The following is an 11,286-nucleotide window of genomic DNA, read 5'->3' as shown; positions in this document are numbered from 1 at the left end:
TTTTCTTGCTTTACTATTCGAAATAAACAGTATATTTGAAAGAAATAAACGATAGTTTTTTCACAGACTGACGTTAGTGGCTATGCGAAAAAAAACGAGAATAAATTAGAGTAAATTTAAGAATTAATCATAAAAATAATTAATGTATGGGATGGGTAGCAATAGGTTTAACAATTGTTTTCATAGGTTGGATTTTCTATCGACTTTTTATTAAAAAGGACTTAAGTAAAAATTTAAACAATTTATATTTTGGGCTATTTTTTGTAACAATATGGTTTTTATATTATTTGTTTATTATTACTTTTTTTTAAAGTCTTTTAATCAATTAATACTATAAGAAATTAGTTATTATCCTGTATTTTACTCATTTTGTATTTTATTAACAAAACGATAAAACAGATAGCGCGGATTTGCAATCCGTGCCCACAACGATAAGAACTAAATCAAAAGAAAAAACTAAATATGATTGCTTCGTTCCTCGTAATGACAAAGTACCCAGCTAGCGCGAGCCGTCCCGCTCGTGAACATTATCAAAAATAAATACAATTATAATAGGCACCAGCACGAATTCATCATTTCATACTAAAACAAATAATTATGTCAAGAATTGTAATGGCAATAGGTTTAGTAATCGCTTTTATAGGTTGGATTTTATATCGATTACTAATCAAAAAAGACTTAAATAAAAATTTAAATAACGTATACCTTGGACTATTTTTTATTATAATATGGGCATTGTTTTATTTTTTTATTGTTGAATATTTTTAAAAATCGTGTGTTAATGGCTGTCCACATCCTTAGCTAGTGCAAGCATCCCGCTTGTGAAAATCCTCAGAAGTAAATAACTATAAATTAAACCTGCAAGTTTACCCTTGCAGGTTTTTTGCTTCAAAACTAGACATTTATACTAATTCATGTTATTACCAATAGTTTATGAAGCAATTAATAAGTTCTACTAAATTGGACAAAGCAACTGTCTAAAGGTGACACAATACAATTGAAAAATAAATAGGCATCCCAAAAGTAATATTGAAAGGAAATGTTACCGCTAATGCCATGGGCAGAAAGATCCCTGGATTTGCTTTTGGAACGGCAATTTTCATCGCTGCGGGAACTGCAATGTAGGAAGCGCTTGCCGCCAGGACTGCAAAAATAAAACGGTTCCCAATATCTTCTGTAACGAACTGACTCAAAAATGCGACGATGCAGCCATTGATCAGCGGAAAAACAATAGCGAAAAACACACTGAACCACCCACTTTTAAAAAAGTCATTTAATTTTCGGCCACTTACAATTCCCATATCTAATAAAAACAAGGCTAAAAACCCTTTGAAAATATCAGTCGTAAAAGGCTTAATTCCCAAGGCTTGTTGTTCGCTTGCTAAAAAACCAATAACCAAACTTCCCAGTATTAGCAGCACACTTCCATTAGTAAAAGAATGCTTGATAATTGTGGTCATCTTGGTTTTCTGAACTTCTTCTTTACTAAACAAGCGGATTAAGATTACCCCTACAATAATCGCAGGAGCCTCCATCAGCGCCATTACAGCAACCATGTGACCGCTGAAATTGTAATTTTGAATTTCTAAAAAAGAGATGGCCGTTACAAAAGTAACCGCACTCACAGATCCATAAGCAGCAGCTATGGCGCCAGAATTCTCAATGCTATACTTTTTCTTTAAAATAAAAAAAGTATACAGCGGAATTAACACCGCAATCAGCACTCCAAAAATAATCGACCAAAGAATGTCTACAGTAAAGTGACTGTGCGCTAATTCCTGTCCACCTTTAAAACCAATAGAAAAAAGAAGATATAACGATATGAATTTAGAGGTATTCTCTGGAATTTCTAGATCGCTTTTGACGTATACGGCTATAATACCCAGCACAAAAAAAAGCAAAGCTGGATTGGTTAAATTATCAATCAATAAACTGAAATTCATATTTGGTTGTGTTTAAAAATTATTTTGCGCATTTTAATCCTATTATATTATTTTTGAGTAGCTCTTTTTAATCGGTCATTTATCGTTTTACCCAAGCCAAAATCTGGAAATCGTTCAGCAATAATGCAATCGAGATGGGAATTATCCAACCGATGCAAAGCCGCGTATAGTTGTGAAGCTGCTTCTGCTAAATTTCCTGTCGCGGATAAAACTTCTTGTTGTGCAATATTCGTTTCGTCAATCCTTTTTTGGAATACTAGAACTCCTATTTTTTGATTCGTAAACATTGTTAGCTTTTTTGCTACATCAGCTGTCAAAAAAGTCTTTGTCAAAGGAGCATAATGTTTCGAAAGCATGCCTGGCGCCGCGGGAGCAATATCATCATGGGTAATTATTTTTACAGGTCCTACAACTGCTTCAATATTCTCAACAGCCAAAGAACCTAGCCGGTATAAAATGGGTTCTCCATTTTCAAACCCTATGATAGTTGATTCTATTCCTCTCTGACAAGCTCCTCCATCCAAAACCATTGGCAGTTCTTTTTCAAAATAGTCGGCGACATGTGTTGCTGTAGTGGGACTTATAGAGCCAAACGGATTCGCACTTGGAGCTGCGAGCGGATAAGCTAATTGATTCAACAAGGCCAGGGTCACTGGGTGATTTGGGACTCTGACCGCTACGGTATCTTTACCACCAGTAACCAAATCCAGAATGGCAATTTGCTTTTTTAAAACCAAAGTTAGAGGTCCCGGCCAGAAAGCCTTCGCTAACAAGGCCGCTTTTTCAGGAATCTCTCTCGCTATTTCAGAAAGCGCAGTTGCAGATTTTATGTGAACAATTAACGGATTAAAAAATGGTCGTTTTTTCATGTCAAATATACGTTCTACTGCCTTAGAACTATAAATGTTGCCGGCTAAACCATAAACCGTTTCAGTAGGAATTCCTATGATTTGTTCTTGATTTAAAAGTGCAACAGCTTTTACAATCGAATTGTTAATTATACTCATATCTTAAGGGTTACAGGAATCGAAAAATCCTGGTTTTTCGGTTGTTTTTTTGAAGGGGATACATTTTTTTCGGAATTAAACGAATACTTTTTACAACTGTAAATAAAACTCATTGTAGAACGAGTGGATGCTGCACACCACGAGCAGGGTATACCTTGTTTTATATCTGTAACACTAAAACCCGGAGTTTTACAATTGGGACATTTGCTTTTTATCGTTTCCATTAATTTTAGAGCTGCTATTTTTATCACACCCATCCGTGTGGGATTGTAAAGCGCACGCATATCTGTTTCAGCATAAACAATTCCATATTTGTTCATAAGATCCTGAAAAAAAGATGAGAACCAAAAGAGCCTTCGCTGGCTATACCCAGATCACAATCAAATTCCTCTATTGCCGCCAAACATTTAGCTCTGCCGGTGACACCTGCCGTTTTTTTTTCGTTGCACTTCACCTGAAAAAGTGGAAAAAATATCCGAATTATAATTATCAGGAGCAAAACAAAGAACACCTAAACCCCCTTCAAAAATGGGAGCAATCATCTGCTCTTTATGATGTTGAGTTGCAATCAGCAATTTCCTTTTTTTAAACATCAACCTCTGTTTTGCTTTTGGGTAAGAGTACAATTTGAATCACACCCTCAATTTTTAGTTCCATATTTTTTGAGGATGCTTCGCTGATTAAATCTTTGATATAGGCTGATGCCTCAGAAAGAGTTTCAAGTCTTATTCTTGAATGCGAACTGTCTTCATCAAACCGAATTTGATTGCTAAATTTTTCTAAATTATGATAGTTAATCTTATTATTAATCAACGAAAACAGTACTTTACCAGCTTCTGATGGTACAAATTGACCTTCAACTAACTTAAATTGATATTCTTTTTCCATAGCTATTTTATAATGATTTTTGATTTTTTGGTAATTTGTAAGTCGTAAAAAATATTCCGATTCCCAAAAACAACTTAAAAAGGAGATTTTCAGGTTCAAGGCTGGTCAGGAGGATTCCACAACTGAGCCATATAGCTCCTATAAACAAACTAATATTTTCTTTCATAATTTTATTTATTTTCTACAAAGGTAGAATGAGCTATCCATAAATTTTTATTTATATTTGTAATGATACACATTAAAAATATTTATGAATTATACACTCCACCAACTGCACGTATTTTTAAAAATTACCCAGAATAAAAGCATCACTAAGGCAGCAATAGAACTTCATTTGACACAGCCCGCAGTATCTATACAGCTTCGGAATTTTCAAGATCAATTTGATGTTCCCCTTACAGAAGTAATAGGACGTAAATTGTACGTCACCGATTTTGGGAAAGAAATTGCGATAGCTGCTGAAAAAATTCTGAATGAAGTGCATGCTATTAATTATAAAACAATGGCATTTAAAGGACAATTAACAGGAAAATTAAAAATTTCTGTCGTATCAACAGGTAAATATGTAATCCCCTATTTTTTATCTGATTTTTTAAAACAAAATCAAAGTGTAGAGCTACTTCTTGATGTGACGAACAAAAACAAAGTCCTAAAAAATTTGGAAAAAAATGAAGTTGATTTTTCCCTTGTCTCTGTCTTACCTGAGACCTTACAAATTGAAAAAATAGAATTAATGCCAAATACTCTTTTTCTTATTGCTAACAGTAATCAACAAATAGGAAATGGTGTTCAGGACAAAAAAATTATTGAAAATTTACCAATAATCTATCGGGAACAAGGGTCTGGAACTAGATATGTTATGGAAAGATTCATAGAACAGAATCAATTAACAGTTCCAAAAAAAATGGTGCTTACCTCTAACGAGGCGGTAAAGCAGGCAGTATTAGCTGGACTTGGATGTTCTATAATGCCCTTAATTGGTATAAAAAGCGAACTGACTAATGGCAGCCTGCAAATCATTCCAGTACAAGGTTTACCGCTTCATTCTAACTGGAATTTAATCTGGTTGAAAGGCAAGAAATTTTCACCTGTTGCAAATGCCTACTTGAAATTTGTTAATGAAGAAAAAAAGAAAATTATAGCAAACGCCTTTGGTTGGATTAAACCTTGAAAATCTAATCAGCCTTTTAAATAAAACCTACATACCATAATGACTATTTGAATTGCAGCTTCCTCATCAAAAAAACTATTTTTTATTGCTATCAATCAATTTACGTAAAGATTTCCGATCTTTGAATTTCATTCGATTCACAAATTATGACTTTACAAATAGAAACTCCAGCCTTACTTTTTGGCGCAACTTCGTTGATTTTATTAGCATATACTAATCGGTTTCTTACTATTGCCACAATCGTGAGGGGTTTAAAAAAAACCTATAACGAGAAACAAAACAATGTAATTTTATTGGAAATCAAAAACCTAAATTTACGCTTGACACTAATTCGATACATGCAAATGGCAGGTGTACTAAGTCTATTTTTATCCGTTTTTGCAATGCTTTTGCTATTCTTAGAACTACAAATGGCCGGTATTTACCTTTTTGGGTTGAGTTTGTTTACCTTGTTGGTTTCATTAGGATTATCCTTTTGGGAAATCAGTATTTCAGTAAATGCTTTGCGATTGCATTTGAGTGATTTAGTGGATAACAAAGTGAAAGAAAAGTAATATTCCACGCAAAAATTATTAAAAAATCTAAAAGAGCTTCGTTACGAAGCACAGTCAAACCAGAATAAAAGTCTTGCGTAATAATGACTAATTTATAACCTATAACTAGCAACTAAACCCTATCTTTGCCCGCTTTTTAAAATTGAAAAAAATGATAAAAAATAGTGTCTTAAAAGGAGTTTTCTTAGTTGGTCTTGGTGCAACGAGTTACGGAATGCTAGCTACTTTTGTAAAAATAGCATACGGAGAAGGCTATACCACTCCGGAAATTACAGTTGCTCAATTTGTATATGGAATCATGGGAATGCTGATGATCAATATGTTCCAAAAAGCTAAAAAAAGAAATACCGTTATAAAAGCTTCTCAAAAAAACATCTCTCAGCTGATGCTTGCCGGAACATCTTTAGGATTTACGAGTATCTTTTATTATTTGGCCGTTAAATACATTCCTGTTTCTATTGCAATCGTTTTATTGATGCAAACCGTTTGGATGGGCGTTTTATTCGAAATGATTTTAGAAAAAAAAGTTCCTTCTACTCAAAAAATAGTTTCCGTCTTTATTGTCTTAACCGGAACTATTCTGGCTACTAACGTTATCGAAAATAGTATCGTTTTAGATTGGCGCGGTATCGTTTTAGGTCTTTTTGCAGCAGCTTCTTTTACTACAACAATGTTTACAGCTAATCGCGTGGCAACACATATTTCTTCAGCACAACGTAGTTTATTCATGTTGTTGGGCGGAGCTGTCATCGTGACCATTTTTGCAATTTCAACACAAACCACTCCTTTTAACTTTGAAATTTTCATGAAATGGGGAATCATATTAGCGCTCTTTGGAACTATAATACCACCTTTATTGTTGAATGCTGGTTTCCCGCTGACTGGAATTGGACTAGGAAGTATTGTTTCGGCACTAGAGCTTCCCGTTTCAGTACTGATGGCATATCTTTTATTAGGTGAGCAGGTAAATCTAATCCAGTGGCTTGGTATTATTTTAATCATTTTAGCAATTATCATAATGAATGTCAACCTAAAGCGTACTTCTTAATTGCAGTTTTAATATGCTGGCATTGATTTTCCTGAAATTTTTATAAATTCGTATAAAATAACTATACCATGAATTTACCCTGGCATTTATATGTGATGGCTTTTATTTACTTTGTAGCAGGATTAAACCATTTCAGGAATCCGAGATTGTATTTGAAAATCATTCCGCCTTATTTTCCTAATCCAAAATTATTAAATTACAGCAGTGGTTTAGCAGAAGTAGTTTTGGGAATTTCGCTTTGTATACCGCTACTTTCCAACTATGCTGCTTGGGGAGTTATTGCATTGTTAATTGCAATTTTTCCAACGCATTTGTATATGTATTTTGATAAAAAAGTAAGTATGGGTTTGCCTAAATGGGCCTTACTATTGCGAATGCCGCTACAATTATTTTTAATTTACTGGGCGTACCAATACACATAATCCATTGAAATCACTTTTTGAATCCACATCAGAACCCTTATTTCTTGACTTGCCGGATGCTGAGATCATCTATTATCCTCAGTTTTTTGACAAAGAGCAAGCCGATATTATTTTTGCCGAATTACTACAAGATATTCCTTGGCAACAAGACGATATTCGCGTATTTGGCAAAATTCATCCACAACCTCGTTTGACTGCTTTATTTGGCAACGAAGGAAAGCCATACTCGTACTCGAATATAACGATGCAACCACATCCTTGGAATTTGCTTTTGCAAAAGCTAAAATCTGAAGTCGAAAAAAGTGCTGAAGCAACTTTTACAACCGTCTTACTCAATCAATATCGCGACGGAAGAGACAGCAACGGCTGGCATGCTGATAACGAAAAAGAATTAGGAATAAATCCCATAATTGCATCATTGAGTTTTGGTGCCCAACGCACTTTTCAGCTCAAACATAATTTAGATAAAGACCTAAAAAAAAGTATTATTCTGGAACATGGAAGCTTACTGCTGATGAAAGGAACGACTCAGCATTTCTGGAAACACCAAATCCCAAAAACAACAAAACCTATTGGCCCCAGAATAAATGGTACTTTCCGAATAATTAAATAAATATTTTTACAAAAAATCATTAAATTTGGAATAAATATCCAAATAATGAATGATATCATCACTTATTTTTCTACTATTCCTTCTTCACACCGAAGCCTAATCCTTGTGGGTGGTATCACTTTTTTTTGGCTGATTGAAAATGCATTTCCGCTTTTTAACTTCACTTACAAAAAATGGCATCATGCGGGTATCAACATCTTTATGACCTTCACGACTATTGTTGTTAATTTTTGTTTGGCTTTTATTTTATTAAAAATAGCAGATTGGACAATTGCTACAAATTTTGGTGTTTTACAATGGCTTCCCAAAATGGCTTTATGGCTTTATGCTCTTATTGGATTGCTGTTATTAGACTTAATTGGTGCGTATCTCGTTCATCTGGTTGAACACAAAACCAAGATTTTGTGGCGTTTTCATTTGATTCATCATACGGACACTTGGATTGACACCACAACGGCAAATAGACATCACCCAGGGGAAAGTGTGATCCGATTTGCATTTACCGCTCTGGGTGTTTTAATTATTGGTAGTCCAATGTGGATGGTTTTTCTATACCAAACAGTATCTGTTGTGGCAACGCAATTCAATCATGCCAACATTGCATTGCCAAAAAAAGTAGACACTCTTTTGAGTTACTTGATTGTATCTCCAGACATGCACAAAGTACATCACCATCATGTTTTGCCGTACACGGATAGTAATTATGGAAATATATTTTCAATCTGGGATCGGCTATTTGGCACTTTTATGACACTTCCAAAAGAAGAAATCATTTACGGAATCGATACCCATCCCAATGCTGAGGAACATAATGCGTTGCAGAATTTGTTAAAAATACCTTTTCAAAACCAGCTTTTAAAGGGAAAAAATTAAAAAAATTAAAAAAAATCATATTTTGACGGAAAGTAATTATAATTTTTCTTAATATTGAATGAAATTAAAAAATTTAATTTAATAATCGTTAATACCTATTTGAATTAATTTTCACGTGATGAAAAAGAGTAACCGAAAAGAATTGAACTGGGAACAAACAGAAAAACTTGTTACAATGGCTTTAGAAGAAAAAAATCCTTTTGAAATCATTAAAAAAGAATTTGGTCTGGCCGAAAAAGAGATCCTAGAGATCATGAAAAAGAAAATGCCGGCAGAAAAATTTGAAATGTGGAAAAAGAAAGCTACCGCAAACAAACCAAAACCAAAACAAATAAAAGTTGATGATTTCGACGAAGATTTGGATGGTAAATATTACATAAAGAACAAATTAGATTAAAATAAAACTCCTGATATTCAGGAGTTTTTTGTTTTTAAATAAACCCCACTAAAAACAGCAAAACTCTAATAAATATTATTTTTTTTAACAATATCAAATTAATAATAAATATTATTTATTTTAAAATAAATATTGTTTAACTTAGCTTGATATATATTAAATAATATGCAACCTAAACTCCCTGTTCAATGTCCGAGTTGCGAAAACGCACTTTCAGTAACCCAACTCAGTTGCGAAAACTGTTCTACTGTAGTTTCCGGAAATTATTCGTTACCATTACTGCTTCAAATTTCAGAAGAAGAACAAAATTTTATCCTCCAATTTTTTATGACAAGTGGCAGTTTGAAAGAAATGGCCTCTCAACTAGGAAACAGTTATCCAACAGTTAGAAATAAACTGGATGATATCATTCAAAAAATAAACCTCTTAAAACAAAAATCATAATATTATGAGGACACTGCTATTTAATCCTTTCGAAAAATATTCGGATAAGATTTTAATCATTTTTGGATTGCTATTTACCCTAATTGGTGGTGGTTTGGGTTTTGTTTTTAACACTCGTTTTGACGGAGTCCTGGATCTGCATTTTGTAAAAAATCTTAGTATTTACAATCTCTTATTAGATATCAGTATTGATATTGTAACGTTAACGATTTGTCTTTTTGTTATTGGAAAACTAATCAATAATAAAACACGACTTATCGATATTTTTTCTGCAACTATGATTGCCAGAATTCCTTTTTATTTCATCACTTTTTTCAATGTAAATAATAAAGCTTATACCATTTCTGAAAGGATTTTAACCTTAGCTAAATCAAACCAAATAAACACTCTTGAAGCTTTAGATATTTTTTGTTTAATAGCTCTTACATTTGCAATTATAGCTTCATTAATTTGGTCTATGATTTTACTTTTCAACGGATTCAAAACAGCTGTAAACGCAAAAGAAACAAAACATACCTTGTTTTTTATTGGCACATTGATTTTTGCTGAGATTCTTTCTAAAATCCTAATCAAAACCCTTAACTAATAATGGTAGCTGTAACATCAAACGAGAATGAATTTATTTTTGATATTCTAGGAAGTCACAAATTTTGGGCTTTCGAAAATAAGATTAAAGTACCCAAAAATAAAATAATCAGAGCGTATCAAAGCAACGATGAATTTACATTTTGGATTGGTTGGAAAATGCCGGGCACCCAATTGCCTTGGGTTATTACTGCTGGAACGTATATAAAAAACGGCAAACGCAATTTTTGGGATGTTTGCAATAAAAAAAATGCGATTATTGTTGAACTCAAAGATTCCTACTTCCATAAACTAATTATTGAAGTTGAAAATCCTGCTATGATCATGAACTTATTAAACGAAAAATAAAATGAAAAAATCACTATTAATATTCCTGATCTTCTTTTCAACACTAGGTTATTCACAGGAAAAAACTGCAGTTAGATCTTTTAATAAAGAGGAAATTGCTATCAATCCATTGCTAAATGGTTCGTTGTATTCGCCTTTAAAACAAAACAAGAAAACGAATCTTGTCATACTTATCGCAGGTTCAGGACCCACAGATAGAGATGGTAATCAAAAAGGATTAACCAACAATTCTTTAAAATATCTATCCGAAGAATTAGCAAAAAATAATATTGCCTCTTTTAGTTACGATAAAAGAATCTTTGCTCAAATGAAAAGCGGAACCGTGAATGAGGCCACACTTACTTTTGATGATTTCATTACTGATGCGACATCCGTTTTGTTATTTTTTAAAAATCAAAAAAAGTACAACAACATAATAATTGCCGGACACAGCGAAGGTTCCTTAATAGGAATGATAGCCGCAAATAGTAAAGCAGATGCTTTCATTTCATTGGCTGGAGCCGGAAGAACTATTGATGCTGTTTTAGTCGAACAAATCACCAAACAAGCGCCTTTTCTAAAGGAAGAAACACAAAAAAATCTCGATATCCTTAAAAGCAGAAAAACTTTCGAATTAAAAAATCCGATGTTAGCTTCCCTTTTTAGAGAAAGTATCCAGCCCTACATGATTTCATGGATTAAATACAACCCTCAAATTGAAATTGCAAAATTGCAAATACCGATTTTAATCGTAAACGGAACCAAGGATTTACAAGTGACAATTCAAGAAGCGGAACTATTAAAAAAAGCTAAGCCAGAGGCTGAAGTCATTTTGATCGAAAATATGAATCATATTTTTAAAGAGATCAAAGGAGATGACACTGAAAACATGAAATCCTACTCTAATCCGGATGCACCAATAGCTGCAAAATTAACAAGCACCATAACAACGTTTGTAAAATCCCTTTAAGCTGTAACAATTGTACAACTGAGAAGACTAACAACAAAAAACAA

The 11,286-nt window shown here is 33.2% G+C and carries 17 protein-coding genes; 12 read left to right on the top strand and 5 right to left on the bottom strand.

The genetic code is table 11. The features are described 5' to 3' along the window. Nucleotides 1–597: 597 nt before the first annotated feature. A complete protein-coding gene (locus tag ACEN2F_RS14115; protein ID WP_441740358.1) occupies nt 598–768 on the top strand; it encodes a hypothetical protein in 171 nt (56 codons plus the stop codon). 209 nt (nt 769–977) lie between these two features. Here the strand turns inward: ACEN2F_RS14115 and ACEN2F_RS14110 are convergent, their stop codons facing one another. The 5 genes from ACEN2F_RS14110 to ACEN2F_RS14090 form a co-directional block, all read right to left on the bottom strand. Then, nucleotides 978–1,943, bottom strand: a complete 966-nt coding sequence (locus tag ACEN2F_RS14110) for a sodium-dependent bicarbonate transport family permease (protein WP_441740356.1) — start codon at nt 1,941–1,943, stop codon at nt 978–980. Nucleotides 1,944–1,990: 47 nt separating this feature from the next. After that, nucleotides 1,991–2,950, bottom strand: coding sequence for an L-threonylcarbamoyladenylate synthase (locus ACEN2F_RS14105; RefSeq protein WP_441740355.1), 960 nt, complete (start codon nt 2,948–2,950; stop codon nt 1,991–1,993). Beyond that, nucleotides 2,947–3,234: a DUF6671 family protein gene (locus tag ACEN2F_RS14100; RefSeq protein WP_441740363.1), complete on the bottom strand. Its 288-nt coding sequence runs from the start codon at nt 3,232–3,234 to the stop codon at nt 2,947–2,949. Before ACEN2F_RS14100 ends, ACEN2F_RS14105 begins: the two co-directional genes overlap by 4 nt. 32 nt (nt 3,235–3,266) lie before the next feature. Beyond that, nucleotides 3,267–3,404: a DUF6671 family protein gene (locus tag ACEN2F_RS14095; RefSeq protein WP_441740353.1), complete on the bottom strand. Its 138-nt coding sequence runs from the start codon at nt 3,402–3,404 to the stop codon at nt 3,267–3,269. A 131-nt stretch (nt 3,405–3,535) separates the two neighbouring features. Beyond that, a complete protein-coding gene (locus tag ACEN2F_RS14090) occupies nt 3,536–3,838 on the bottom strand; it encodes a hypothetical protein (protein ID WP_441740351.1) in 303 nt (100 codons plus the stop codon). Nucleotides 3,839–4,088: 250 nt separating this feature from the next. Between ACEN2F_RS14090 and ACEN2F_RS14085 the strand changes: the two genes are divergently transcribed. The 11 genes from ACEN2F_RS14085 (at nt 4,089) to ACEN2F_RS14035 (ending at nt 11,242) form a co-directional block, all read left to right on the top strand. After that, the gene (locus ACEN2F_RS14085) at nt 4,089–5,009 is read left to right on the top strand and encodes a LysR family transcriptional regulator (RefSeq protein ID WP_441740349.1); all 921 of its coding nucleotides are present in this window, start codon (nt 4,089–4,091) and stop codon (nt 5,007–5,009) included. Between the two features lie 146 nt (nt 5,010–5,155). Continuing rightward, the gene (locus ACEN2F_RS14080) at nt 5,156–5,563 is read left to right on the top strand and encodes a DUF2721 domain-containing protein (protein WP_441740347.1); all 408 of its coding nucleotides are present in this window, start codon (nt 5,156–5,158) and stop codon (nt 5,561–5,563) included. A gap of 151 nt (nt 5,564–5,714) precedes the next feature. Next, entirely contained in the window at nt 5,715–6,611 is an 897-nt protein-coding gene (locus ACEN2F_RS14075) for a DMT family transporter (protein WP_441740345.1), read from the top strand. A gap of 68 nt (nt 6,612–6,679) precedes the next feature. After that, on the top strand, nt 6,680–7,033 hold the full coding sequence (locus ACEN2F_RS14070) for a DoxX family protein (RefSeq protein WP_441740342.1): 354 nt from the start codon (nt 6,680–6,682) through the stop codon (nt 7,031–7,033). Between the two features lie 4 nt (nt 7,034–7,037). After that, nucleotides 7,038–7,646, top strand: coding sequence for an alpha-ketoglutarate-dependent dioxygenase AlkB family protein (locus ACEN2F_RS14065; RefSeq protein ID WP_441740339.1), 609 nt, complete (start codon nt 7,038–7,040; stop codon nt 7,644–7,646). Between the two features lie 45 nt (nt 7,647–7,691). Beyond that, entirely contained in the window at nt 7,692–8,519 is an 828-nt protein-coding gene (locus tag ACEN2F_RS14060) for a sterol desaturase family protein (protein WP_441740336.1), read from the top strand. Nucleotides 8,520–8,637: 118 nt separating this feature from the next. Beyond that, entirely contained in the window at nt 8,638–8,916 is a 279-nt protein-coding gene (locus tag ACEN2F_RS14055; RefSeq protein WP_441740333.1) for a DUF2805 domain-containing protein, read from the top strand. A gap of 165 nt (nt 8,917–9,081) precedes the next feature. Beyond that, the gene (locus ACEN2F_RS14050; RefSeq protein WP_441740330.1) at nt 9,082–9,360 is read left to right on the top strand and encodes a DUF2089 family protein; all 279 of its coding nucleotides are present in this window, start codon (nt 9,082–9,084) and stop codon (nt 9,358–9,360) included. A 4-nt stretch (nt 9,361–9,364) separates the two neighbouring features. Next, nucleotides 9,365–9,946, top strand: coding sequence for a hypothetical protein (locus tag ACEN2F_RS14045; RefSeq protein ID WP_441740327.1), 582 nt, complete (start codon nt 9,365–9,367; stop codon nt 9,944–9,946). A 2-nt stretch (nt 9,947–9,948) separates the two neighbouring features. Then, on the top strand, nt 9,949–10,293 hold the full coding sequence (locus ACEN2F_RS14040; RefSeq protein WP_441740325.1) for a hypothetical protein: 345 nt from the start codon (nt 9,949–9,951) through the stop codon (nt 10,291–10,293). Nucleotide 10,294: 1 nt separating this feature from the next. After that, on the top strand, nt 10,295–11,242 hold the full coding sequence (locus ACEN2F_RS14035; protein WP_441740322.1) for an alpha/beta hydrolase: 948 nt from the start codon (nt 10,295–10,297) through the stop codon (nt 11,240–11,242). Nucleotides 11,243–11,286 lie beyond the last annotated feature (44 nt).

The sequence above is a fragment of the Flavobacterium sp. W20_MBD1_R3 genome, assembly GCF_052119725.1.
Classification (GTDB): Bacteria; Bacteroidota; Bacteroidia; order Flavobacteriales; family Flavobacteriaceae; genus Flavobacterium.
Note: the sequence above shows the minus strand (reverse complement) of the source record. Positions and strands in the feature narration are given on the sequence as shown.

What these genes read in the sequence shown, in the direction of transcription:
- ACEN2F_RS14115 (WP_441740358.1), top strand. Translation starts at nt 598, where the DNA reads ATGTCAAGAATTGTAATGGCAATAGGTTTAGTAATCGCTTTTATAGGT.
- ACEN2F_RS14110 (WP_441740356.1), bottom strand. Translation starts at nt 1,943, where the DNA reads ATGAATTTCAGTTTATTGATTGATAATTTAACCAATCCAGCTTTGCTT.
- ACEN2F_RS14105 (WP_441740355.1), bottom strand. Translation starts at nt 2,950, where the DNA reads ATGAGTATAATTAACAATTCGATTGTAAAAGCTGTTGCACTTTTAAAT.
- ACEN2F_RS14100 (WP_441740363.1), bottom strand. Translation starts at nt 3,234, where the DNA reads ATGCGTGCGCTTTACAATCCCACACGGATGGGTGTGATAAAAATAGCA.
- ACEN2F_RS14090 (WP_441740351.1), bottom strand. Translation starts at nt 3,838, where the DNA reads ATGGAAAAAGAATATCAATTTAAGTTAGTTGAAGGTCAATTTGTACCA.
- ACEN2F_RS14085 (WP_441740349.1), top strand. Translation starts at nt 4,089, where the DNA reads ATGAATTATACACTCCACCAACTGCACGTATTTTTAAAAATTACCCAG.
- ACEN2F_RS14080 (WP_441740347.1), top strand. Translation starts at nt 5,156, where the DNA reads ATGACTTTACAAATAGAAACTCCAGCCTTACTTTTTGGCGCAACTTCG.
- ACEN2F_RS14075 (WP_441740345.1), top strand. Translation starts at nt 5,715, where the DNA reads ATGATAAAAAATAGTGTCTTAAAAGGAGTTTTCTTAGTTGGTCTTGGT.
- ACEN2F_RS14070 (WP_441740342.1), top strand. Translation starts at nt 6,680, where the DNA reads ATGAATTTACCCTGGCATTTATATGTGATGGCTTTTATTTACTTTGTA.
- ACEN2F_RS14060 (WP_441740336.1), top strand. Translation starts at nt 7,692, where the DNA reads ATGAATGATATCATCACTTATTTTTCTACTATTCCTTCTTCACACCGA.
- ACEN2F_RS14055 (WP_441740333.1), top strand. Translation starts at nt 8,638, where the DNA reads ATGAAAAAGAGTAACCGAAAAGAATTGAACTGGGAACAAACAGAAAAA.
- ACEN2F_RS14050 (WP_441740330.1), top strand. Translation starts at nt 9,082, where the DNA reads ATGCAACCTAAACTCCCTGTTCAATGTCCGAGTTGCGAAAACGCACTT.
- ACEN2F_RS14045 (WP_441740327.1), top strand. Translation starts at nt 9,365, where the DNA reads ATGAGGACACTGCTATTTAATCCTTTCGAAAAATATTCGGATAAGATT.
- ACEN2F_RS14040 (WP_441740325.1), top strand. Translation starts at nt 9,949, where the DNA reads ATGGTAGCTGTAACATCAAACGAGAATGAATTTATTTTTGATATTCTA.
- ACEN2F_RS14035 (WP_441740322.1), top strand. Translation starts at nt 10,295, where the DNA reads ATGAAAAAATCACTATTAATATTCCTGATCTTCTTTTCAACACTAGGT.